At 54.8% G+C, this 22,514-nt stretch carries 21 protein-coding genes; 14 read left to right on the top strand and 7 right to left on the bottom strand.

Annotated features, from left to right (window positions below):
- Positions 1–29: 29 nt before the first annotated feature.
- Entirely contained in the window at positions 30–434 is a 405-nt protein-coding gene (locus tag WCK51_08635; protein MEI7576945.1) for a VOC family protein, read from the bottom strand.
- 31 nt (positions 435–465) lie between these two features.
- On the opposite strand from WCK51_08635, the gene WCK51_08630 reads away from it, so the two are divergent.
- The 5 genes from WCK51_08630 (at position 466) to WCK51_08610 (ending at position 7,199) form a co-directional block, all read left to right on the top strand.
- Positions 466–1,680, top strand: a complete 1,215-nt coding sequence (locus tag WCK51_08630) for an AGE family epimerase/isomerase (protein ID MEI7576944.1) — start codon at positions 466–468, stop codon at positions 1,678–1,680.
- A gap of 87 nt (positions 1,681–1,767) precedes the next feature.
- On the top strand, positions 1,768–4,098 hold the full coding sequence (locus WCK51_08625; GenBank protein MEI7576943.1) for a DUF1592 domain-containing protein: 2,331 nt from the start codon (positions 1,768–1,770) through the stop codon (positions 4,096–4,098).
- On the top strand, positions 4,095–5,429 hold the full coding sequence (locus WCK51_08620; GenBank protein MEI7576942.1) for a DUF1552 domain-containing protein: 1,335 nt from the start codon (positions 4,095–4,097) through the stop codon (positions 5,427–5,429). Before WCK51_08625 ends, WCK51_08620 begins: the two co-directional genes overlap by 4 nt.
- Before the next feature lie 75 nt (positions 5,430–5,504).
- Positions 5,505–5,969, top strand: a complete 465-nt coding sequence (locus tag WCK51_08615) for an Lrp/AsnC family transcriptional regulator (protein MEI7576941.1) — start codon at positions 5,505–5,507, stop codon at positions 5,967–5,969.
- Between the two features lie 117 nt (positions 5,970–6,086).
- Positions 6,087–7,199, top strand: coding sequence for a PEP-CTERM sorting domain-containing protein (locus WCK51_08610; GenBank protein ID MEI7576940.1), 1,113 nt, complete (start codon positions 6,087–6,089; stop codon positions 7,197–7,199).
- A 222-nt stretch (positions 7,200–7,421) separates the two neighbouring features.
- Here the strand turns inward: WCK51_08610 and WCK51_08605 are convergent, their stop codons facing one another.
- A complete protein-coding gene (locus tag WCK51_08605) occupies positions 7,422–7,628 on the bottom strand; it encodes a hypothetical protein (protein ID MEI7576939.1) in 207 nt (68 codons plus the stop codon).
- A gap of 42 nt (positions 7,629–7,670) precedes the next feature.
- Here WCK51_08605 and WCK51_08600 point away from each other — a divergent pair, with 42 nt between their 5' ends.
- The gene (locus tag WCK51_08600) at positions 7,671–8,177 is read left to right on the top strand and encodes a hypothetical protein (protein MEI7576938.1); all 507 of its coding nucleotides are present in this window, start codon (positions 7,671–7,673) and stop codon (positions 8,175–8,177) included.
- A gap of 97 nt (positions 8,178–8,274) precedes the next feature.
- Entirely contained in the window at positions 8,275–10,449 is a 2,175-nt protein-coding gene (locus WCK51_08595; protein MEI7576937.1) for a redoxin domain-containing protein, read from the top strand.
- 119 nt (positions 10,450–10,568) lie between these two features.
- On the opposite strand, the gene rplI is transcribed toward WCK51_08595, so the two are convergent.
- Positions 10,569–11,054: a 50S ribosomal protein L9 gene (gene rplI / locus WCK51_08590; GenBank protein ID MEI7576936.1), complete on the bottom strand. Its 486-nt coding sequence runs from the start codon at positions 11,052–11,054 to the stop codon at positions 10,569–10,571.
- 38 nt (positions 11,055–11,092) lie between these two features.
- Positions 11,093–12,532 carry an MlaD family protein gene (locus tag WCK51_08585; protein MEI7576935.1) on the bottom strand — a complete coding sequence of 480 codons (1,440 nt, stop codon included), beginning with the start codon at positions 12,530–12,532 and terminating at the stop codon, positions 11,093–11,095.
- Positions 12,533–12,584: 52 nt separating this feature from the next.
- On the opposite strand from WCK51_08585, the gene WCK51_08580 reads away from it, so the two are divergent.
- The 4 genes from WCK51_08580 to WCK51_08565 all read left to right on the top strand — a co-directional run bounded on the left by WCK51_08580 (position 12,585) and on the right by WCK51_08565 (position 14,933).
- Positions 12,585–13,046 (top strand): OsmC family protein, encoded by a 462-nt coding sequence (locus WCK51_08580; GenBank protein MEI7576934.1) that lies wholly within the window; start codon positions 12,585–12,587, stop codon positions 13,044–13,046.
- A 102-nt stretch (positions 13,047–13,148) separates the two neighbouring features.
- Complete coding sequence (locus WCK51_08575; protein ID MEI7576933.1) at positions 13,149–13,631, top strand: hypothetical protein; 483 nt, start codon at positions 13,149–13,151, stop codon at positions 13,629–13,631.
- Between the two features lie 70 nt (positions 13,632–13,701).
- Positions 13,702–14,478 (top strand): triose-phosphate isomerase, encoded by a 777-nt coding sequence (gene tpiA / locus WCK51_08570; GenBank protein ID MEI7576932.1) that lies wholly within the window; start codon positions 13,702–13,704, stop codon positions 14,476–14,478.
- A complete protein-coding gene (locus tag WCK51_08565; protein ID MEI7576931.1) occupies positions 14,478–14,933 on the top strand; it encodes a 6-carboxytetrahydropterin synthase in 456 nt (151 codons plus the stop codon). The genes tpiA and WCK51_08565 overlap by 1 nt, the downstream gene beginning before the upstream one ends.
- Here the strand turns inward: WCK51_08565 and WCK51_08560 are convergent.
- Complete coding sequence (locus tag WCK51_08560; GenBank protein ID MEI7576930.1) at positions 14,930–16,570, bottom strand: methyltransferase domain-containing protein; 1,641 nt, start codon at positions 16,568–16,570, stop codon at positions 14,930–14,932. The two genes, WCK51_08565 and WCK51_08560, sit on opposite strands and share 4 nt — an antisense overlap.
- A gap of 108 nt (positions 16,571–16,678) precedes the next feature.
- Between WCK51_08560 and WCK51_08555 the strand changes: the two genes are divergently transcribed.
- The 3 genes from WCK51_08555 to WCK51_08545 all read left to right on the top strand — a co-directional run bounded on the left by WCK51_08555 (position 16,679) and on the right by WCK51_08545 (position 20,687).
- Positions 16,679–19,159 (top strand): sugar phosphate nucleotidyltransferase, encoded by a 2,481-nt coding sequence (locus tag WCK51_08555; GenBank protein ID MEI7576929.1) that lies wholly within the window; start codon positions 16,679–16,681, stop codon positions 19,157–19,159.
- Between the two features lie 9 nt (positions 19,160–19,168).
- Entirely contained in the window at positions 19,169–19,654 is a 486-nt protein-coding gene (locus WCK51_08550; protein ID MEI7576928.1) for a hypothetical protein, read from the top strand.
- Between the two features lie 106 nt (positions 19,655–19,760).
- Positions 19,761–20,687, top strand: coding sequence for a hypothetical protein (locus WCK51_08545; protein MEI7576927.1), 927 nt, complete (start codon positions 19,761–19,763; stop codon positions 20,685–20,687).
- 31 nt (positions 20,688–20,718) lie between these two features.
- Here the strand turns inward: WCK51_08545 and WCK51_08540 are convergent, their stop codons facing one another.
- On the bottom strand, positions 20,719–21,468 hold the full coding sequence (locus WCK51_08540; protein MEI7576926.1) for a sugar phosphate isomerase/epimerase: 750 nt from the start codon (positions 21,466–21,468) through the stop codon (positions 20,719–20,721).
- Positions 21,469–21,486: 18 nt separating this feature from the next.
- On the bottom strand, positions 21,487–22,509 hold the full coding sequence (locus tag WCK51_08535; GenBank protein MEI7576925.1) for a tetratricopeptide repeat protein: 1,023 nt from the start codon (positions 22,507–22,509) through the stop codon (positions 21,487–21,489).
- Positions 22,510–22,514 lie beyond the last annotated feature (5 nt).

Raw genomic sequence — 22,514 nt, 5'->3', positions numbered from 1 at the left:
CTTCTGGGGAGTTCTGAGTTTTTAGTGGCCTAGATTCTCGTCAAGAACTCTAGCTGAATACCATCTGGGTCTTTGATGAAGCAGAAGCGAACTCCGAGGTCCTCGTTGGTTGTGGGCGGGACGAGTTGGTCCAGGCCCTTTTCGACGAGAGTTTGCCAATAGGCGTCGACGTCGTCGACTTCAAACGCGAAGTGTTTATAGCCTTGTACGGCGAAGCTGGTTCCGACTTCTGTGTCGATCGCGGGGATTGGGGCGGAATTGGGTTGTTCGAAGACTTCGATTTCGAAGATTCCGTTGGTGATATAGACAATTTTAAGCCCTGAATCTGTTACTGTTCGACTGCGTTCCTTGAAGCCGAAGTTATTGCCGTACCAGTCGAGGGAGCGGTCGAGATTGGCGACAGAGATTCCGATGTGGTGGGGACGGAGGGTCATGGCGTGATAGGATGTTACCGGGAGATTGTTTATGCTCGCCGCTTTGGCTATGTCTTCGATGCTGTTTCAGGTTCCTTCGCAAGCCGATATCAAGCGGCATCTTCAAACCGAAATTGGGGGGCGCTGGATTCCTCGGGCGGTTGACCCAGAGAGTGGGTTTCATCAGAACTATGACTCGGCGTGGAACCCGTTGCCGGATGATTCGCGAGGGGTGGTGTATCAGGCTCGGTTGACTTGGCTGGCTTCGATTGGGGGGAACAATGAGGTTGCTGAGCATGGGGTTCGGTACCTGATGGACCACGTTTGGGATCAGAAGAGCGGGGGCTTTTGGTGGTCGGTGGGACTCGACGGGAAGCCATCTGCGGAGAAGCACACCTATGGGAATGCGTTTGCTATTTATGCGCTTGCGCGGCACGCGAATGTGACTCGCCGAAGTGAGGACAAAGCTCGTGCAATGATTGCGTTCAGTTGGTTCGACCGGAATGCATATGACCCGAGGCTCAAGGGGTGGTTCGAGACTCTGGACGGCTTGAATAAGCCGGTTCTGATTTCCGATCCGGGTTCGGTGGACTCGATTGGGACTCCTTTCGGGATTCGCTCGATGAATACGACCATTCACATTTTGGAAGCCCTGGTGGAGTTGTTGGTATTGACTCAGGATCCGATCGTAAAGGAGCGGCTTGAGAGGGCTTTTGCGGTGGTTCGGGATCAGTACACCACTTCGGCAGGTGAGCTCCACTACTACAAGTCGGCGGATTATGCGGAGTCGCGTTCGGATCTGGATTCTTATGGTCACGAGCTCGAAACTGCTTACCTTCTCCTTGAGGCCGCAGAGGTTCTTGGTAAACCGAATGACAAGGAGACTTGGCGGAAGGCGAAGTTGTTGGTGGATCACTGTTTGAAGGTGGCATGGGACGAGAAGAATGGGGGGTTCTTTTATGAAGGGCACATCGGGAAGGGGCCGAGTGAGCGGAAGAAGGAGTGGTGGACGACGGCGGAGGGGCTGAATGCCCTACGGATTTTTGCGAAGAAGTACGGAGGGATCTATCAGACCAGGTACGAGCAGCTTTGGAAGTTCGTTTTGGAGCATCAGCTAGATAAGGTGAACGGCGGATGGCACCCGACGATTGATGAGAACAACCAGCCGGTGGCGAGAAATAAGAGCGATGCTTGGACGGAGGGGTATCACCAGGCAAGGGCAATCTTCTTGGCGTCCGGGCAAGCCATGTATTCTCGCCACAATTGAATTCATTTTTTCGGTAAATCAGTTGGGATGGTCTCGATTTTGTCGGATAATTGAGTTTGGGCGTAGCCGCGTCCGTAGAAGCTGACTATGGGGACTGCGAACAAGACATGGATTGGGTTGATTGCTGGGGCTGGGTTCCTCAGTGCGGTGCTTGCGCTGCCCATTCAAATATCGGCTCAGAAGAAGCCGGCTGCACCTGCGCCTCAAGCTTCAAGTTTTGAAAAAGACGTGGCGCCTTTGGTGACCAAGTACTGTGCGAGCTGCCACTCTGGGAAAGAACCGAGCGGTGGAATACTGCTGACCGCGGGCATGTCGGCGGCGGCTGTTCAGAAGAACCCGACTGCATGGTCGCGGGTTGCGGCCCGAGTTGGGAACGGAACGATGCCACCGAAGGGACTTCCGGCTCCGACGGACGCTCAACGCAAGCAGATGGTGGCTTGGATCGACAAAAACTTGGCCGGTGACTGCAAGCTCGCGGACCCAGGCAAAGTCACGCTCCGAAGATTGAACCGCGAGGAGTACAACAACACCGTTCGCGACCTGATGGGGGTTTCGATTCGGCCCGCAGATGACTTCCCTTCCGATGACGTTGGGTACGGATTTGACAATATTGGGGATGTGCTGTCGATGTCTCCACTGCTGATGGAGAAATATCTGGCAGCTTCGGAAAAGGTTGTAAAGGCAGCGATTCGGATTCCGAAGACGAAGGTCCAATCTGTTGATGGCGGATCGTTGTCGACGACTCCGGGTGCGGTCGCTCGGGACGGCGCGATGCTTTTTGTTTCAAACGGTACGGCGAGCGCCAAGTTCAAGGTGACAACGGCAGGCTGGTACCGAATTCGGCTGAGGTTGGGCGAACAGCATGCAGGAGATCAGAATGCACTGGTTGATGTTCGGTTGGACCGCGACAAGCTCACGACTTTTGAGGTTCGCGACCCAATGGGAGCTCCAGGAAATTATGATTTCCCGACGAAGTTGACTCCAGGCGAGTACAACATTGGCGCTACATTTACGAACGACTTCTATCGCCCGCCGCTGAACGGCCAAAAGGCGCAGGATCGGAATGTTGTTTTGACTTCCATGGAGTTGATAGGGCCAATCGAAGACGGCCAGATCAAGACTACCTTCCAGCAAAAGATGGTGCCCTCCGTTCCGCCTAAGGAAGGATGGGACTTGGCGGCTCGTACTGCGCTTTCAGGGTTTGCGACTCGGGCCTACCGGCGTCCGGTGACCACGGAGGAACTCGACCGGCTTGTAACGGTGTTCAAGTACGGAGCAAAGAGTGCGGATAGCTATGAGACGGGAATTCAGCTTGCTTGTCAGGCGGTTCTTTGTAATCCAAACTTCCTGTTCAGGGTCGAGCTTGACGGGACTTCTTCCGCCGCTTCTCGGTCGTTGAACGGGTACGAAGTGGCTTCGCGACTGAGCTACTTCCTCTGGAGTTCGATGCCGGATGATACGCTGTTTGCTTTTGCCAAGAGCGGGGAGCTCTTGAAACCTGAAGTCATGGCGGAGCAGGTGAAGCGAATGATTCAGGATCCGCGAAGCGATGCTTTGGTGGAGAATTTTGCCACCCAGTGGCTCCAGCTAAGAAAGCTCAACAACTTTGAGCCAGACGTAAAGCAGTATCCGGCGTTCAACAGCGATTTGCGCGAGGCGATGCTGACGGAGACGCGGATGTACTTCACCGAGGTCATGCGTGGGAACAAGCCGATCACTGAGTTTTTGGATAGTAAGTACACCTATGTGAACGAGCCGCTGGCCAAGCTGTATGGAATCGCAGGAGTCTCTGGGAAGGAGTTCAAGCGGGTTTCGACGGAGGGGACACCGCGCGGAGGAGTGATCACTCAGGCTTCAGTATTGGCGATCACTAGCAATCCGACCCGAACCAGCCCGACGAAACGTGGAAGATGGATTCTGGAACAGATTCTCGGTACCCCTCCTCCGCCTCCGCCACCGGGAGTTCCAGACCTTGAGGATAAGCACATCACGGAAAAGATGTCGGTGAGGCAGAAGCTGGAAGAGCACCGGAAGAATCCGACTTGCGCAGCTTGCCACCGAGAAATGGACGCGCTTGGGTTTGGCTTTGAGAACTTTGACCCGATTGGAAAGTTTCGAAGTGCCGACGGTGCGGCTCCGATTGATGCATCGGCGGACCTGCCAGGTGGGCGCAAGTTCACTGGGGCGACCCAGCTGAAGACGATTTTGATGGCGGACAAGCCGTTGTTCGCGCGGAGCTTTGTCGAGAAGTTGATGACCTATGCGATTGGGCGAGGCGTTGATGTTCAGGATCGCTGCTTCGTAGATGCGGTGGTTAAGGAGACGGCGGCAGGAAATTATAGGTTTGGTGATATCGTAGCCAGGGTTGTAGCAAGCGATCCGTTTAAGAAGCGAAAAGTAGAAGGAGCAGCAAAATGACAGAGAATCAGATCGATCGTCGTAGGTTTTTGAAGGGACTAGGAACGCTGATGGCGCTTCCAGCGCTGGAAGGCCTGGCTCCTTTGGCCCGGGCGGCAAATGCTCCGGAGAATCCGGTGAGGATGGCGTTTATGTTCGTTCCGAACGGAATTGATATGCGAAACTGGACTCCGGCGAACCCTGGTGCTCTGGAAATTACGCCTCTGCTTGAGCCTCTGCGGGCTTTGAAGAATGATTTTTCAATCCTGACTGGCCTCGCTCAGAACAATGCGAATGCTCTGGGCGATGGCCCGGGCGACCACGCTCGTTCGACAGCGGCCTGGCTCACGGGTGTCCACCCGAAGAAGACGGCAGGGTCGGACATCAAACTCGGGATTTCGGCGGACCAGGTTGCCGCCCTGGAAATTGGAAAGAAGACGCGGTTCTCCTCCCTGGAGCTAGGCTGTGAGCGCGGCGGAAATGCGGGGGATTGTGACAGCGGGTATTCCTGCGCTTACTCCTCGAATATCTCCTGGCGGTCTGAGAACACTCCGGTGGCGAAGGAAGTGAACCCCCGACTCGTGTTTGAGCGACTGTTTGGTAACGGCCAGAAGTCCGAGCAGGAAGAGAGCGTTGCGCGGCGGGATCTGTTCAATAAGTCAATTCTGGACTTCGTGATGGAAGACGCTTCGTCTTTGAAGGGTCGTCTCGGAAAGCGCGACCAGATGAAGATGGAGGAGTACTTCCAGGCGGTTCGCGAGATTGAGAAGCGAGTTGTCGCTTTTGAAAACACTGCGAAGCTTGAGGCGGCGGCGGGAATTGGAAAGCCCAAGGGTATTCCGTCGGATTTTGGCGAGCACATTCGGCTGATGGGCGATATGATGATCCTGGCCTTCCAGGCGGATCTCACCCGTGTGGCGACGTTCATGTTTGCCAATGACGGATCGAATCGGTCTTATGCGCAGATTGGGGTTTCGGATGGTCACCACGACATCTCTCACCACGGTCGGCTTGCCGACAAGTTGGAGAAGAAGAAGAAAATTGATACCTATCACGTAGAGCAGCTTGCCTACATTCTTGGACGCATGAAGGCGATCAAGGAAGGTAACGGCTCCATGCTGGACAACACTCTGATCGTGTACGGAGCGGGAATTAGCGACGGCGACGCGCACAACCACAACAACCTTCCGATCCTGCTGGCTGGACGCGGCGGGGGACTCAAGACGGGTCAGCACTACCAGTTTGCCAACTACACTCCGATGAACAACTTGTTCATCACCATGCTCGATAGAGTTGGAGTGAGGGTTGAAAAGTTAGGCGATAGCACTGGAAAGCTTCAGGGTCTTTTTTGATTCTTAGGTTTCTGGCTTATGCCATTAGGATCAACCAGGTGTGAGGGGCTTCTTCGTGCATAATTTTATTAGGCTATGAAGACCGTTTTGGACGAGACCGACATTCAGCTCCTGAAGATTCTTCAGTCAGACGGGCGAATTACGAACGCCGATTTGGCGAAGGCCGTTGGCTTGTCGGCTCCTTCGGTGCTTCAGCGGGTGCGTGGCCTAGAGGCCGCAGGCGTGATCAAGCAGTATGTCACGCTTTTGGACGCTGAGAAGCTGAATCGGAAGCTGATAGCGGTTGTTCACGTATCGCTGGCTTTGCATGAACAACAGCCGATTGAGCGGTTCCGCAAAGCGGTGATGGATATTCCGGAGGTCACCGAGGTTTACAACGTTACTGGCGACTATGATTTCATCTTGAAGGTACTCGCACGAGACATGCGGCACTATGAGTCGATTGTGAGGGACAAGATCACTAAGATTCGGGGGATTCATCGTCTCAATACGAGCTTCGTACTGGGCACCACTAAGTTTACAACCGAAGTGCCGTTCTGAGGAAATCACGCTCAGGCTCTATGAAATGTGGTTAAACCTGGTAAATCTCGATTGCGGACTCGAAGAAATACTAGCTAATCTATAAATGTCTTGGCCGGGGCGGGACCGGTTTTGACTATGCGATTTTTATCTTCTCTTTTTGCGGGACTAGTTCTGTCTGGCTTCGCTGCGGCGCAACTTGTTCCGACCATCCTTACTCCGACAGGCTACGGGGCAACCGGAGCAACGGGAGTTACCGGTGCGACCCAGTTCGGGTTTGCCTTTCCTTCTGGAAGCGGCTTCTCACACCCGATCACCTGGAACGGCTCGAGCACTTCATACGTCGATTTGCAGCCGACCGGCTTTAGTGGTGGAGCTGTGATTGCCGCCGATTCTTCTAGCCAAGTTGGGTTTGCCTCGAATTCAACGAACAACGGGGACTCGCGCGCCTTCCTGTGGACCGGCACGGCTAGCTCCGGTATTGATTTAGGGCCGACAGGGGCGACTTTTAGCCGAGCTAATGCGGTCGCCGGTGGTGTTCAGGTCGGGGCCGCGACGTTTGGGACGGCTGAACGTGCTTACTCCTGGACCGGAACTCAGGCAAGCGCGACGGATATCCACCCGACCGGCTACAGCCGGAGTCGAGCGATGGGGACTAACGGAACTCAGCATTTTGGCTGGGGGACTCTGACGGGGGTCGGAAATCGCGCAATTTTGTGGACTGGCGTTGGAAACACGGTTTTGGACCTGAACCCGTCGGGCTTTCAGTCTTCGTTTGCTCAGGGGATGGACGGCTCGCGACAGGTGGGATACGGCTTCATTCCGGGTCAAAACGCCCATGCGCTGATGTGGAACAGCACGGCTGCGAGCGCAGTCGACTTAAACCCAATTGGCTACTCAGCTTCTCAGGGCTTTGGCATCAACGGCACCACCGTTGCTGGTCAGGCATTTTTGTCTTCAGATGTGAACCTCGAATTTGGCCGAGCGACGGTTTGGTTGGGATCTGCTTCGAATTTCATTGATCTCCATTCGACCCTCGCTGGGCTTCCGGTGACCTTTGTGAGTTCGGTTGCCCGAGGGGTTTCTAGTAATGGGGACATTGTGGGAACTGCGTTTGACGCTAACAACGTCGGCTACGCAATCCGTTGGAGCCAGCCAGTTCCTGAGCCGGGGACTTTGGCGATCGTTGGGCTCGGACTCGGTTGGCTCGGTCGGAGAAGACGAATGCTAGCCAGAGGGCATCAAGACTGAGTGCACTCAGTCCAAGCGATGGGCTTTTCGACAAAACTACCAAATTCCCTGAATTCGACCATGGGCATCCTTGCTTGGTCGGATTCGAGAGGGGTTTTAGTTCGGTGCAACCTGCGTGAAGCGACAATGCACTTCCGGCGGACGGATCGATGATGTTCTGCTCCAGAATAGCCCTGTAAAAGAGCTCAGGCTGTAAGGATGGTTTCCACGGTCTAAGAAAGTTTAGGGGCAAGCTATGTCTACCGCCGAGCAGGCGACTATGATTTCATCATAAAGTTGCTCGCGAGGGATATGCCGCATGACGAGACGATTGTATGGGACAAGGTCTCGAAGATTCGTGGAATCCATCGGCTCAGCACCCGCTTCGCGTCGGAGACCCCTAAACACACGACCGAAGTTTCCTTTGAATTCTTGTAAAGAATCTCGCATTTTCTTGCCAGAAAGCCCGAATCACGCTACAATTGGGTCATCATGGCTGGTCGAGTAGTAGCGGCGTTGTTGATCGGAGCAAGCGTTGTAGGATGCGGGAGTAGTCACTCAGACGAATCGGTAACGATTTCGGACGGAAACGGCACCAAGATGACCATGAGCCAGGCCGATGGTGCCATCCAGGTTGAAGGGAACGGAGTGACAGCCTCAATGGGTGGCAAATCGACGGTTACCGAGGAGGAGCTTGGGCTTCCCTTCTATCCGGGCTCGTCGGAGAAGGACGGCGGCTCGATGAAGGTGGAGACAGGGGACGAGAAGACCTGCGTCAGTGCCCGCACGACCTCGGACGAGGTGGCTAAGGTCAAGGCGTTCTATGCGGAGAAGTTCCCGGCGTTAAAGTTTGTGGGCGGGGCAGCAGACGGTGGAAGCTCGGAGATTGGGGTTGGAAAATTGGCGGACGATCTGGAGGTCAGTATTCAAATTGTCCGGGCGAAGGACGCCAAGGAAACTTCGATTTCAGTCGGGACCGCAAAGAAGGCGAAGAAGTAGCCTAAGGACGCCAGCCGAGGCTTATCGTTCTGGTCCTGTACCATTCTTGGAGAAATCCCTAACAATCTTAGGAATCGAGTGATAAGATGAGGGTCGGATGGTTCGACTCTCTGCCGCGTTGCTCCTCGTTTTCTGTTCACTTGCTTCGGCTGACGATAAGCCTGGCCACTCGAAGCATGGGTCGGCGTTCGACTCGGGGATGCGGACTCGCCCCTGGGTGATGAAGGGGATTGGGGAGAGCCCGTTCCTGATCTTGACCAAGAACCCCGAAGTGCAAAAGTGGTTTGACCAAGGAAATGCCCTGCTTCATTCGTTTTGGTTTGAGGAAGCCGAGCGGTCGTTCCGATGGTGCCATAAGCTTGAACCCGAAAACCCAATGCACTATTGGGGAATGGCCCGTTGTGGGCTCAACTGGTTCAGCATCAACACTCCGGAGTTTGACGGGAAAGACGTTATCCGGTTCACGGCGTTTTTGAAGGAGGCAGTGAAGCGCAAAGCCTCGGCTAGCCAGCGCGAGAGAATGTACATCGAGGCTTGGGAGAAAGCCTTTGCTCCAGGCGAGAAGAACCGAACAAAAGTGATGGTGAGCCGACTTCAAGAGATCGTGATTGCCTTTCCTGACGATATCGAAGCGAAGAGCCTGTTGGCTCTCTTCAACATTGGGCAAGGGAGTAACTTTGCCAACGAGCTTCTTATCCAGCAGGTGCTGGCGAAGAGCCCGATGCACCCAGGGGCGCACCATGCGAGCATCCACAATTGGGACGGGGTTTCTTCGGAGCAAGCAATTCGGAGTTGTGAACTTTACGGAAAGGCGGCCCCAGAAATCGGGCACGCGCTTCATATGCCAGGGCACATCTATAGCAAGATCGGCATGTGGCATGAGGCGGCGATTGCGATGGACTCGGCGACCAGGCTCGAGCTGAGGTACATGAACGACCGGCTTGCTCTCCCCTACGAGACTTGGAACTATTCTCACAATCGCAACTACCTCTGCTATATCCAGGAGCAGCTCGGGATGGCATCGGCCTCCATCCAGGGCGCGGCGGACCTGCTGAACGCACCGAAGGATCCTGACTATAACCCGCCCGAGATGGGAGTGTTGTCTGGCCAAGGCGAGGCCGCGATGGCGCGGGCCCTGATCAAGTTTGAGCGATGGGATCAGATTCTCAACCCAAAGGGCTTCGCTTGGAGCGAGAAAGACGACATGGCTAAGATTGCCAAGGCGTTTGCGGAATCTATTGCGCTTAGTGGACTTGGGAAATCGGAGCAGGCTCGTGAGCAGGTGGTCGCGCTCAAGGCGCTGGTTGCGAAGCTCAAAGCGGCCTCGAAGGAGCCGATGCCTTTCGATCAGTACGTTGAGATTGCGGACGGTGTGGTGAGTTTGGGTGAGGGAAAGACTCTAGAAGGTCAACGGGCGTTGCTCAACGCCGCCGCACTTGAGGACACGAATCGGGCGGCGGGAATGTATTCGAATGATCCGCCGTACGATGCGTGGCCGGTCATGCGAATCCTTGGTGACCATTACCGCAAGGAAGGAAATCTGCGGTTGGCGATTGAGTGCTATGAGCGATCTTTGAAGAGCGAGCCTAACGACGGCTTCTCGCTGTCTGGCCTGGCGCTGTCGCACTTCGCGGCTGGGAATCGGGAGAAGGCGACGATGTATGCCGGCCGGTTGGAGCACGTTTGGTCACAGGCTGACACGGGTTTGAAGTGGCTGGAAGAGGTTCGAGCGTTGAAGTTGGGAGCGACACCAATTTCGGAGACTCCGCGTCCGGAGCGGGTGTATCGTCCTCGGGATTTGGATGCGATTGGGCCGATGAATTGGGAACCGTTCAAGGCACCGAATCTGCAGGTGGTGGATCGTCAGGGCAAGCCGGTACGGCTTTCAGATATGAAGGGTAAGAACGTGGTCCTGGTGTTCTTTCTTGGCGCGGCTTGTACGCATTGCGTGGGGCAGCTGAAGGCGATTAATGATCGGGCGGCAGAATTCGGGGCGGAGGATGCGGTTGTTTTGGCGGTCTGTAGCGCGACTCCGGCGGAGTTGAAAAAAGCGACGGCGTTGGACCAGGCCAACGTCAAGTTCCTTTCGGATAACGCGCATGAGAATGCGCGGCGGTTTTCGTCTTACGATGACTTTGAGGACATGGAGCTGCACTCCACGATCCTGATTGACAAGCAAGGACGGATCCACTGGAAGCGCACTGGCGGCGATCCGTTCATGAATGTAGATTTCATGCTCTCGCAGTTAAAGCGCATGAATGGCGGGAAGTGAGTCGGAGAAAGGGGTAGGCGGGACCGGGAAAACACCGTCCAAACCAATGATAGACCTGTGCCGGAGCGCAAAGAAGCCCTCGCTCGTTGAGCGAGGGCTTCTCACTGTAGATATCAAGCTTAGGCTTCGACTTCTTCGGTCTCAGCAACGATCAGCGAAGGATCGAACACGACTACGCTCACGTTAGCGTGAACCGAGAGGTGGAGGTCTAGGTCGACCTGGTAGGTTCCGAGTCGCTTGATGGCGTCGTGGAGGGCAATTTGCTTCTTCTCGAGTTGGACTCCGAGTTGGGCTTTGATTGCGTCGCCGATCATGGCAGAGGTAACGGAGCCGTTGAGGCGGACGCCATCGGCGCCGAGCTTGGCTTCGATCTTAACCGACTGGCCGTCGATCTTTGCCTTCAGCGCTTCAGCTTCTGCTTTCTGAGCAGCGGTCTTCTCAAGGAGGCGAGCGTTTCGCTTCTCAAGGGCGTCAACCTGGGCTCGGTTGGCGACGATTGCAAGTCCGCGCGGGAACAAGTAGTTGCGGGCGAAACCATCTGCAACGGTTACGACGGTTCCGGCTTTGCCAACCTTTGGCACGGTTTGATTCAGGATTACCTTCATCTTCTAAAATTTCTCCAGCGTGGTTCCCTTGCTCTGGCTCAGCGCACAACGCCAAACCCGATCATGGGTGAATTGTCTTTGAACATTTTGTTGACCCCGATCCAGCCGATCACTCCTTTGCCAACATCGTAGCGCATTCGGAGGTCGAACCGAGGGTCGTTCAGACTGAAAACGTCAGCCCGCAACGATGCTCTCGAACCAAGAAGATAATCTACCCCAAAACCGGGCTTAGATGCAAATATCCCGTAGCGCAGGCTCAAATTGTCGTTCAGCTTCTTGCTTTGCTGGGCGATGAACTGGTTGGATTCGAACGCGTTCCAGAGTCCGAGTTGGAAGCTATCGCCGTTCGCCGACGGGAAAATCGCGGTGAAGTCTGTGCGCAGGAAGTTAGGGTCGGTTTCCTGGATCAAGTCGAATCGGGTTTCGATGTTGCTGAAGGCGCTCGTTGGACTCTTTGTCAGAACTTCTGTGACCTTCTTGACGCTGCCTTTCACGTCGGTTGTGATGCCTTTAATCTCGTCGGCGATCTCGTTGGCTTTGGTCATGAGCTCGCTGATCTTGCGGCTAATCTCGGGGCCGTCGACGGACATCTTCTCGACGTTGGCGGCGATGGCTTCGCCGTTCTTTGCCATCTTGGCGCCACTCTCGGTCATGGCGGTGATGTTGGCGGCACTGCCCTTTAGCGAGGCACGGAGATCAGGATCAGCAACTAGCGCATTGATCTCGGTCATGAGCTTGTCGCCTTTTTCAGTGGCCGATTTGAGGTTCGCCATCGTGGCGGTCAGGTCGCCCTGAATCTTGCCGCTCTTTGCCATGACGTAAAGTTCCTTGGTCAAACCGTTGATGTTTTGCATCCCGTCGCGCATGGCGACGAGGGTTTTGGATAGGTTTGCCTGGTTAGAGGTCATCAAGTTGTTGACCCCGGCGGCGGTCTTGCCGAACTCGCCCATGGTGGCGTTAGTCGTCGACATCAGCTTTTTGAGTCCACCTGTCAATTCAGGGTCTTCCAGGAGCTTGCGGAACGCTGCCATCGTTTTCGTCAGCTCTTCGACAGTGGCTGGGGCGTTAGGCAGTATTCCGTCAAGAGCGCCAGCTTTGCCGCCCGGGATAGTGGCCCCGGCGGTGAGGTTGCCCGAGATGACCTTAGGGGGATTGAGCAGGATGACTTGCTCTCCAAGCCCGACGAGGCTCGCGGGGAGCACGAGTTTCGATCCGGCGGGAATGCCGACTCCCGGCTTAATTGCTAGGGTCGCTTTGGCTTCGGTTGGGCTCGCCAGCTCAACACTTGTCACGAGGCCAACGTTCACACCGGCTAGCAAAACCCTAGTTCCGGGAGTGATTCCCCCTGCATCAGGGAAGGATGCGTAAAAGATTTGGAACTTAGGTCCAAATAGGTTCTTGCCCAGAAAAGCATAGGCCCCGACTAGCATCGCGGCAAAGATGACAACTAGCCCCCCGACCTTCGCTGCATTCCCCATACCTCGTATTTTAGCCGGGATTTCTCTCAATTGGTTCGCGTAGAACCTGGAGATGGCAATTTTGGAGCACCGGTATACAGCAGACGTAGTGTGGAATGGCGGCAGAGACGGGTCGGGATCGATCACTCCTGGGCCAAGCGGTCAGGGCTTTCCGATCAACGTTCCGCCTGAGTTTGGCGGAACGGGTGGACAGCTCAATCCTGAAGAATTGCTCACTTCAGCTATCGCAGGCTGTTACTCGATCACCTATGGAATCGTCGTAGCCAACCGAAAACTTCCGGTTGCATCGTTCGAAGCAAAGGCAGAGGGTGTCGTGGAGCAAAACGGAGCTTCCTTCAAGTACCGCGAGATCGTTATTCGACCAACGATCACTCTTGCTGCCGAGGCGACAGATGAGCAGCTGAAGTTCGCCGAAGACATGGCTCACAAGTGCGATGCTTATTGCATTGTCACCAACGCGGTGCGGGCGTCTGTTGAGGTGAGGATTGAGCCGGTTGTGGTTATAGCATCTTAACGATCTCCGCTACGATTGTGGATGCCCGTTGTTAGGACCACTACTTATGGAGCAATAAGGACCCAGGGCAGAAAATGTTAGAATTGATATTGGAGGATTCAGATGATCTACCTGCCACCATATGCTCTCCAGGAAAGCGAGTACATCGGAAGATACGAGATTTCGATCCTGTCGTTTAAGGCGACTGATAGACTGGAACTGAAAGTCAAGTATCTTACGTCGCGCACGAGCGGCATCATCAAGGTGAGGGACACGATTCTTTTTGAAGACCCCCAATTGCGTAAGCAACTTGCCGCATTCTTCGAGAAGCAAAAGAACGGATGGATGGTGAAACCCGAGAATGGTTACGATGTTCCTATTCCAACCCGGTCTAACAAGTTAGCCAAGTACGATCTGCAAACAGAGCTGGTGTTACGCGGGCTTGCGCTCAACGTCTACTGGGGCACCGAGGGCTACAGGATTGACGGCGGTGTCAGTGAAGCAAAGCGCAAGAAACTCGGAGTCTATGCGTTCGACGCCGCGAAGCAACAAAAACTGTTCCTACTAGCGAAAGAAGCTCAAAAGCGGATGCTCGGGAAAAAGTGAATCCAGCCGTACTCCTTGATTCTTCTCGTCAAAACTCAACTTGCAGCTGACGGGTACAACGTTGGGTTAGATGCGAAAGAAAATTGTTGTTGGCAACTGGAAAATGAACCTACTGGCTGCGGAAGCGGCCTCCCGAGCGGCCGAACTTGCAAAGCTCGTCGGATTCGATGATTCTGTTGAAGTCGGAATCTGCCCAGCGTTCTTGTCGCTTGCTGGCGTCTCTTTGGTTTTGCGAGAGTCGGTGATCGATGTTGGTTCGCAGGACGTTTTTTGGAAGTCGAGCGGAGCGTTTACGGGGTTTGTTTCGGCAGAGATGGTTCGCGATGCGGGTTGCCGGTATGCAGTGATCGGCCACTCAGAGCGGCGCGGACGGTTTGGGAAGTTGGAAGTTCCAGAGTCAACACTTGGTTTCTTTGCGGAAACTGACGAGACAGTCAACCTTAAGCTCAAGTCAAGTCTTGAAGCTGGGTTGGTGCCGATTGTGTGCGTTGGAGAGTCTTTAGCCGAGCGTGAGGCGGGACAGACGGATGCCGTGATTGCCACGCAAATCGCGGGTGCGCTGGATGGAGTCTCTGATCTTTCCACGCTGGTCATCGCATACGAGCCGGTGTGGGCAATTGGAACAGGAAAAGTTTGCGATTCGGTAGAGGCAAATAGAGTCTGCGGCTTCATTCGATCTCAAGTTCCTGCCGAGTATCGCGAGTCGGTTCGGGTTCAGTACGGCGGAAGCGTTAACCCAGGAAATGCGGCGGAGCTGTTCTCTCAGCCAGAGATTGACGGCGGGTTGGTCGGCGGAGCCTCGCTGAAGCCAGAAGACTTTATTCAGGTCATCAACGCGGCTAAGTGATGGGCAGATATCGCGTTTGCAAGTCGTTCACGGTGGAGTCCGGGCATATGCTTTCAAAGCATGCGGGCATGTGCAGGTTTCCCCACGGACACACGCGGGTGATTGAAGTGGTTCTCTCTTCCGAAACGCTGGATTCAAACGACATGGTAGTGGACTTCAAAGCGATCAAGTTGCTTTGCAAGGAGCACATCGAGCGATACGATCACCGGATGGCTTTGAACTCATCCGATCCGCTGTTGCCAGCGATGCAGAATGTCCATCCAGATTCTGTTTTGGTCTTTGATGAGACGGACCCGACGACCGAAGTAATTGCTCGGGAGATTTTTGATTTTGTCGCATCCAAGTTGGCAACGGGGTTTGAAAAGGACGGCTACTGGATAGAACCTGGAAGAGTTTTGCTTGAGAGAATCCGGGTGACCGAAACTCCCTCAAGCTGGGCTGAATATAGGATTTAGGCAGCGAGATTCAGCTCTTCCGCTCGCAGAGCAGCGATAACTCGCTCTCGAGCTTCCTGTCCACCCTTCGAGATTTGGCCGAAGACCCAGAACGCGAAGTCCATGTCGCTGGCTCCGTTCAGGAGGTCGACTTCTTGACCGTTCACGACCGCAGAGTTTAGCGGGGCGATTTCCGCTTCGAGCGGAACGTAAAGCTCGACGCCGGACGGGATCGACGTCATGTTCATGAAGTCAGAGTGGTCTTTGAGTTGCCACTTGGCGAGGAATTTGGCGAGGTTGTCTTGGATCGACTTTTCGTAATCCAGGTTTAGAGCGCCAAAAGTCTGCGATCCTTCGTGGTACAGCCAGGCTCCATCGACGATCCAGTTGCTAAATCCGGCCATTCGAGCACGGATTGCATAGTCATCGTCCTCAAGGTTGCCGAGACCGTAGATGGGGTCGAAGCCGCCGATGGCATCAAGACAAGCCTCGGGCATCACGAAACACAAGCCGCGGATTTGGGTCCACTCGGTTGCGCTCGACTTGTTCTCGCCGAGGAACTTGTTGGCTTCGCGCATCATCTCGACGATGTTCGTGAAGGCGGGCAAACCAGCGTGCTGCTTGCCGTTGACCCGGTTTGAAACGACTCCCACAAGGCCAGGATTCTTCTCAGCCTCCTGGAGCTTGTTAAATGCGTGCATCAGCTCCGGCATACAACCTAGCGATGGGAAAACGTCGTCGTTAGTGACGCCATACGCATCAAATCCGCCCTTCTTCCGAAGAAATGCCAGGCCTGCATTCGCACCTTGGCCGTAACCTAAGTTGTAAGGTTGCTCGATAAGATGAACCATTCCGCCCATCTGGGACGCGAACTCTTGCCAGAGGCACTTGTGCTCTTGGTTGGTGCCGTTCAGCACAACTGCAAACTCAACTTCACCGGGATAGTAGGTTACAAAGCTCGAAATGCACTCTTTGCCCATGCCGAAGTTGTTGACGGTTGGCATGGAGAAGCCAACCTTTGGCCACTTGGGCAACTCGCCATCGCCGATGACGGCGACGATGAACCAACCCATCGGGTCAAGGCCCTCGTACAAGCGGCCCGGAAGTTCGGTCTTCTGGGAAAGGAAACGAACTTGGCGATCCGGGAAGTGCTTCTGAATCAGTTCGGCAAACTCTTCAGCGGTCCACTCGATGGTGTGATAGGGATTGCTCGGCTTGTCGCCCAGCTTCGCATTCGGATCGTAAAGGAGGCGATTTGGGGTGCTGATGACGATCCGGCCCGTGCAAGCCTTGACGGCTGCCAAGAACTTCTCAGGATCCGGAAGGTGCTCGATTGTCTCGAACGAGACAACCATATCAGCTTGGCTGTAATCGTATTCGCAAACATCACCGGTGACAAACCCTGCGCCGGCGTAAACCGATCCAGCGTACTTCGTGGCCTCGTCGGAGAGGTCAACCCCAGTCGCAGTTGAGGCAAACAGTGAGGCGTAATCGGTTCCGTAACCTTCACCGCAGGCGGCATCGACGACCTTCGCATCCTCGTACCATGGGCGGAAAAAGAGGTACCGCTGGAAGTGGGTTGCTTGGGTTGCGTAGTCACTAACGAACGGAATCATGCGCTCGCCGGTCCAAGCCAGTGTCGGTGAAGAGTTGCTCATGGCACTGTTTTTGTCGGCAAGTTTGCAAAGAACTCTAGGTTTTGTCGTGGATATGTTGTGAACGATGTTCCTTTTGGTGCTCAAGGTCGTATCTTGTTACTGGAGCGCATGAAAGTTGTGATCATGGCAGGGGGCGAAGGGTCGCGGCTGAGGCCGCTCACTTCGCAGCGACCGAAGCCGCTAGTCCCTGTTGCAACGGTGCCAATCATGGAGCACCTTGTCGGGCTGTTGCGAAACCAAGGTTTCACAGATTTTTTGGTGACCACCTCTTACCTGGCCAGTGAGATTCAGTCGCACTTTGGCAGCGGTCGGGACTTCGGAGTTTCAATTGCTTATCCAGACGAACCGATGCCGTTAGGCACCGCTGGTGCGATCAAAAACGCCTCGGCGACCTTGATGGACGAGCCTTTTTTGATTGTAAGCGGCGACGCGCTCACGGATTGTGACTTCCGGGCGGCGGTCGATTTTCACAGAACGAAAGGGGCCTTGGCGACACTGATTCTGAAGCGAGTCATCGACCCTCTAGAGTTCGGAATTGTCGTGACCGACGAGGACGGCAAGATTCGCAAGCTCGTCGAAAAACCAGATTGGTCAGAGGTTCAGACCGACACTGTGAACACAGGGATGTACATCATCGACCCGAGTGTGTTGGATTTGATGGAGCCCGGTGCCAGTTACGACTGGAGCATGGATATCTTTCCTGCGCTCATCGAAGCTCAGAAGGGTGTCTACGGTTTCGTGATGGATGGGTTCTGGTGCGACGTTGGTTCGCTGAGCCAGTATCGCGAGGCGCAAGAGCAAGTCATGAGCGGAGTTGTTCAGCTCACGATCCCCGGCTCTCATTCTGGAGGAATCTCGCTGGGGCACGGTTGCCAGATTGATGAGACGGCTCGCCTGATCCCTCCAGTGGTCTTGGGAGAAAACGTTAAGGTAAAGCGCGGGGCCCAGATCGGACCCTACAGTGCGCTCGGCTCTAACACGATTGTCGAGGAATACGCCGTCGTTGAGCGCTCCGTTGTTTGGGAGAATTGCTACATCGGCAGCGAGGCTCAGGTGCGCTCCGCGGTTCTTGGGGCGAAAGTGATCGCGAAGAAGAATGTCTCCGTTATGGAGGACGCCGTGGTTGGGGATCGCTGTTTACTCGATCTCGGCGCAGTGATCCGACCACGAGTCAAGATTTGGCCTGACAAAGTTGTCGAACGCGGCGCAACGGTCACGATGTCGATGGTTTGGGGACATCGTTGGCAGGCTTCGCTTTTCCGTGATCTTGGCGTCGCGGGCATCAGTAACATCGAAATGACTCCTGAAGTGGCGAGCCGGTTGGCCGGAGCTTACGGGTCTCTCTTTCCGCTGGGAAGCACAGTGATCGCCGCTCGAGACACCGCTCGCTCGTCTCGGATGCTAAAGCGAGCCGTGATTTCCTCGTTGGTGAGCGTCGGCTGCAACGTGTTGGACCTAAGAGGGGTGCCGTTACCGGTTGCGAAGCACACGATGAGCCGAGTTGGTGCAGCAGGCTCAGTGCTGATCCGAAAGCTCCCCGGAAATCGCCGGATGTCGTTGGTTGAGCTCTTCGACGCGCACGGCAAACAAATCTCAAAGGGCATCGAAAGAAAGGTCGAGGCGCGCTATTTCCGAGAAGACTTTAACCGAGCAGACGCCGACGACATCGGGATGATCGATTATGCCCAGGGTCATGTTGAACATTATTTGGATGCGCTCGCTGTCTGTTCTAAGTTGCCTCTGCCAAGATTTCGAATTGCTTGCGACTACGCTCACTCATCGATTGGAACCCTGTTCCCTTCGGTTGCCGATCATCTGGGCGTCGATGCCGTGGGGTTCCATGGCCACCCTGACTCGCGTCGTACGCCCAATACGGCTTCTGAAATCGAAGCACATCTTCAGGAGCTGAGTCACTCGGTTCGACAACTGAGCTGCGACTTGGGGATTCTGTTCCTCCACGAAGGTGAGCGATTTGCCCTTGTGGATGACCAGGGGGCCATAGTTGATGGACTCCCTTTGTTTGCCTTGATGGCGAAGGCGAGAATAATCGAGAGTCCCGGCTGCAAAATCGCCATTCCCTCTTCGTTCCCCGCCTCGTTCGGAGCTTGGCTTGAGTCAAAAGGGGCGTCGGTACTTAAGGTTCCTAATTCTGCGAGGAGTATTCAAAGTGATGGAGTTGATTTCAGCGGCGACGGCAGGGGAGGGTTCTTTTTCGGAGAGATGCCTACCGGATTTGACGCATGTTATTCGGCGGCCTGGCTCATCCCACTGCTTGCCCGTTCTTCTCAGAGCTTAAGCCAATATCGGGCCGACTTGCCAGACTTCGCGATGTCCTACGATGCTGTCACGGTTCATGGGCCAGACAAGGGCGGGGTGTTGCGCGAGCTTACCGACCGGTATCCGCAAGATGATCTCGAACCCGAGGGCGTCCGAATTCCCCTTGCTCGAGGAACCGCACTTGTCACTGCAGACTCCTTCGAACCCATGTTTCATGTCCACGCGGAAGGAGTAACGACTTTTGACTGTGAAGAAACTGCCGAGGAAGCCGTTAAAATTATCCAGTCGATCATCGCTCACGCCAAGCCATAATGAACCTAGATGACACTCAGAGTTCCGTATGAGGGGTTTGTTTCAGCAGTCGAGCAGCAGCTTGCTTCTCGACACGTTTTTGTTCACTCGCAAGCAGGGAAAGTTCTTTTGACTGCAGCGGAAGCAAAGCACTCTGTTGTGATCGTGAGTTCCACTAGGAAGCCTGTGGATGAGGTTCGGAAAGAGCTTCATGCGGCGGGTTTGCACGCTCATGACGGCTTTTGGTCGGTCGACGACGACCAAGAGATTCTCGCCCTTCCTTATGTGGCCGCGGTTTCCTACCGGGCGTCCAAAGAAAAAACTGGCGTGTGGGTTGAGGCCTATCCCGAAGAACCGAGCTCAGCAGACGTTATTCGTGACTTTTACGACGAGATTTCCGACGAGCAGTCGATGCCTGAGCTGAGTCTTGAGCAGTTTTTTGAGGCCGCTCAGGTCAACCTTTCTATCGTCACTCCACTCGAGCTTGAACGCTTCCTTGAGGTGAAGAATTCTTAAGCGCGGAGTTTCGACAGGAATTCCGCTTCGCCGGACGAATGGACCGCGGATTGAGATCATCAATGACATCAAGAAGCTTCCCACCTGCTGGATTCGCGAGCAAGCGATGTTATGGGAAATTTATGCGGACTACGACAATCCCATGTGGCTTGACCTCGAAGATCGAGTTCGCGCGGCAGCAAATGGTCAGAAAAAGCTTCTGCTGGGGCTCAGCCCAGTGCCACATCCTGGAAATCCGAACTGGCATCGTCACACTGGCGGACCTTGGAAGGAGTGGTGGCGACCCGACTTTAGGTTGTGGGATGCAAGTCGGGAGCGCGGCCAACAGATCATTGACCGGGCAGTGAACCTTTGGAAACAGCTGGGAGGAAGTCCAGCCGGTCTTCGCTTCGAGTGGTTCAATGAGCCCGCTCGGGGTCACGTCGGCGGACCTTCGGATTCTAGCGGGCAGCCGATCGGAACATGGGACACAGCCTTCCATTCGTTTTGCAACTACATGCTAGTTGACGATGGACACCTCAACTTCCATGGTCATGTCGTCCAGGGCTCTACAATCTCCTTCTGGGGCGAACCGGAGCCGGAGGCGGTCGAACTTCGAACCCTCGTCGGAGGAGACGACGGACAATGGTGGACGAGAATGAACAGACGGTGTGCGAACATCTCCCATTACTACCGTGGCCAAGTTAAACGCCCAGAAGAGTATGCCGCGCAGTATGGTCAGGCGCTTGAGTCAATGATCGCGAAGATCACCGCGCTCCCAATTCCGACGACGTCAAAGCAGATCTGCATCCACGAGTGGTACGTCACCAAACCCATGCTCGGTTACTACAAGGGCGAATGCGACGAGTCACTTCGAGCGGAGTGCATCATCGCAGCAGGCGAGAAAATCGCTTCTTACAAAGAGATAGAAATGGCATTCTTCTTCGCACACTACTTCCAACCTGGCGACCCATCGAACGAATACGAGAAGTACGGAGCCTATTCAGGCCCGAGCCGCAAGGCTCTTGAGCGGTTTTTGCGCGGAAAGCCTTGAGCTCGGGCTCCCATGTTGGGGAGCTTAGCCTCTAGTTGTAGCCTTTGCCTTTGAAGAACTCAAGGCTCTGGGCAACCGCGTCGAGCGGCGCGCAAGGCGATTCATCGAGTTCGATGCAGCCGAATCCAATGTTATGCTCGTCGGCGAACTTGAGGCCAAAGTCAAGGTTAACAGTTCCCTGACCAGCGATCTGCCATCGAGGGGTTTTGGAGGTATCGACGTCTTTCAAGTGAAGTGCGCCAACTCGACTTGCGTAATTCGTCAAGATTTGAGCCTCATCGTAGCCGCCCACTTGAACCCAGGCCATGTCCACTTCGAAATTGACCCAGGCAGGATTCGTGAGCTCTACCATGTGCTCCCAGGCGGACTTTCCGTCGATCTGTTTCAGGAACTCGAAATCGTGATTGTGATACAGGTATTCGAATCCGCCAGCATGGCAACCCATCCCAGCAACCGTGAGCTTTTCGCAAAGTGCTTTCACCCCATCAAGAGAATCGAAGTTAGTTGGCTGCTCCCAGGGGTCGATGATGGTGTTACACTCCAGAATCTCCATCGCTTCAAAGACTGCATCGGGATTCTCGAAGGCGGCGAGTCCGTAGTGCGCCCCGCTAAACTTCAATCCGTTGTCGTCAAGCAACTTCTTCCAAGTCTTGGCTTCTTCGACGCTCAAACCCCCACCCTCCACATACTCCAGACCAGTCTTGGCCAAAGCGGCAAGAGTGCCGGGCAGGTCAGCGGCAATTTCGTTACGGACGGTGTAGAGCTGGAGGGAGACTCGCATCCCCTTGATTATGAACGACTACTTTGGTGGAACGCCGGTCACTTCCTGTGATCGGAAGTATTCGTTCTCCAGAACCGAGTCGATCCACGCGTAATCCGTCTGCCCTTGCAAGCTACCTTTCTCGGCTTGAGCTTCCATCACCTTTTGTCGGGTCACGTCTGCCATGTAAGTCAGAATGCCGTTGCGTACTCCTCGAAGAGTAACGAGCGAAGCCTTGGAGTGATACTCAAGGGCGGTGATTGCCACCATCGCCCCCGTGTAGCGTCCATGCTCATCCGGTGCAACCGAGTAAGTGATCACCATGGAATGGTTGCGCGGGTCATCGAGGATGCTGATGATATTCTTCGAATACTTGCTTCGCTCCCGAATCGCGTTCAGCAATGTCTCGTCTTGGGCCACACTCCCAGTCGAGCCACCGGTTTCGCTCTTCTGCCCGTTCGGAGACTGAAGTTCAGCGGGTCGCGAGCCATCTGTAGCGGAACTACCCACAACCGGAAGCTGATTAACCGGCGGCTGGGCCTGGGAAGCGGCAACGAATCCACCGAAGTCCTTCGGAGCAGAGATTGAGTTACCGGAAAACTTCTGAGCCGACGTCCCGGTCGAAGCCCGAGTGGGCGATTGTTGCCCGCCAACCATGAAGGCAATCGCCGCGATAGCGATCGCGGACGTGGCAACGGCTGTAATCAACCAAGGCGATACTTTCCGGCCTGAATCGATCATCGCTTTCTGGGTTGCAGCCTGCTTTGATATGTCCAGGGCGGCCCGTATCCGGTTGAGCTTAGTTTGTGCACCAGGCGCGTTGGGGTCAAGGTCAAGTGCTAATGCGTACCACTCCGCGGCTGGCTCCAAATCAGCTTGTTCCGCGTGGAGGTCGCCCATCATCGTATGAGCATCGACGCTCGCGGGGTACTTCTTCAAAGTTGCAAGGCAAAGAGTTTTGGCAGAAGAGATATCTCCACGAATCCTGAGCAGATTGATACGCGACATTTCTTCACGCAACTGCGCGCCATAGTCGTCATTGAAATCTACTGTTGATGCCATCTTCT

Source organism: Armatimonadota bacterium (assembly GCA_037138755.1).
Classification (GTDB): Bacteria; Armatimonadota; Fimbriimonadia; order Fimbriimonadales; family Fimbriimonadaceae; genus Fimbriimonas.
The sequence above is the reverse complement of the archived record's forward strand: the minus strand, read 5'-3'. Positions and strand labels throughout refer to the sequence as shown.

Excerpts from the sequence above, each read along its gene's own strand:
- WCK51_08610 (MEI7576940.1), top strand. The coding sequence starts at position 6,087 with ATGCGATTTTTATCTTCTCTTTTTGCGGGACTAGTTCTGTCTGGCTTC.
- WCK51_08600 (MEI7576938.1), top strand. The coding sequence starts at position 7,671 with ATGGCTGGTCGAGTAGTAGCGGCGTTGTTGATCGGAGCAAGCGTTGTA.
- WCK51_08630 (MEI7576944.1), top strand. The coding sequence starts at position 466 with ATGCTCGCCGCTTTGGCTATGTCTTCGATGCTGTTTCAGGTTCCTTCG.
- WCK51_08580 (MEI7576934.1), top strand. The coding sequence starts at position 12,585 with ATGGCAATTTTGGAGCACCGGTATACAGCAGACGTAGTGTGGAATGGC.
- WCK51_08560 (MEI7576930.1), bottom strand. The coding sequence starts at position 16,570 with ATGAGCAACTCTTCACCGACACTGGCTTGGACCGGCGAGCGCATGATT.
- WCK51_08535 (MEI7576925.1), bottom strand. The coding sequence starts at position 22,509 with ATGGCATCAACAGTAGATTTCAATGACGACTATGGCGCGCAGTTGCGT.
- WCK51_08540 (MEI7576926.1), bottom strand. The coding sequence starts at position 21,468 with ATGCGAGTCTCCCTCCAGCTCTACACCGTCCGTAACGAAATTGCCGCT.
- WCK51_08620 (MEI7576942.1), top strand. The coding sequence starts at position 4,095 with ATGACAGAGAATCAGATCGATCGTCGTAGGTTTTTGAAGGGACTAGGA.
- WCK51_08550 (MEI7576928.1), top strand. The coding sequence starts at position 19,169 with ATGACACTCAGAGTTCCGTATGAGGGGTTTGTTTCAGCAGTCGAGCAG.
- WCK51_08585 (MEI7576935.1), bottom strand. The coding sequence starts at position 12,532 with ATGGGGAATGCAGCGAAGGTCGGGGGGCTAGTTGTCATCTTTGCCGCG.
- WCK51_08595 (MEI7576937.1), top strand. The coding sequence starts at position 8,275 with ATGGTTCGACTCTCTGCCGCGTTGCTCCTCGTTTTCTGTTCACTTGCT.
- WCK51_08615 (MEI7576941.1), top strand. The coding sequence starts at position 5,505 with ATGAAGACCGTTTTGGACGAGACCGACATTCAGCTCCTGAAGATTCTT.
- WCK51_08545 (MEI7576927.1), top strand. The coding sequence starts at position 19,761 with ATGTTATGGGAAATTTATGCGGACTACGACAATCCCATGTGGCTTGAC.
- WCK51_08555 (MEI7576929.1), top strand. The coding sequence starts at position 16,679 with ATGAAAGTTGTGATCATGGCAGGGGGCGAAGGGTCGCGGCTGAGGCCG.
- rplI (MEI7576936.1), bottom strand. The coding sequence starts at position 11,054 with ATGAAGGTAATCCTGAATCAAACCGTGCCAAAGGTTGGCAAAGCCGGA.
- WCK51_08635 (MEI7576945.1), bottom strand. The coding sequence starts at position 434 with ATGACCCTCCGTCCCCACCACATCGGAATCTCTGTCGCCAATCTCGAC.
- WCK51_08605 (MEI7576939.1), bottom strand. The coding sequence starts at position 7,628 with ATGCGAGATTCTTTACAAGAATTCAAAGGAAACTTCGGTCGTGTGTTT.
- WCK51_08565 (MEI7576931.1), top strand. The coding sequence starts at position 14,478 with ATGGGCAGATATCGCGTTTGCAAGTCGTTCACGGTGGAGTCCGGGCAT.
- tpiA (MEI7576932.1), top strand. The coding sequence starts at position 13,702 with ATGCGAAAGAAAATTGTTGTTGGCAACTGGAAAATGAACCTACTGGCT.
- WCK51_08575 (MEI7576933.1), top strand. The coding sequence starts at position 13,149 with ATGATCTACCTGCCACCATATGCTCTCCAGGAAAGCGAGTACATCGGA.
- WCK51_08625 (MEI7576943.1), top strand. The coding sequence starts at position 1,768 with ATGGGGACTGCGAACAAGACATGGATTGGGTTGATTGCTGGGGCTGGG.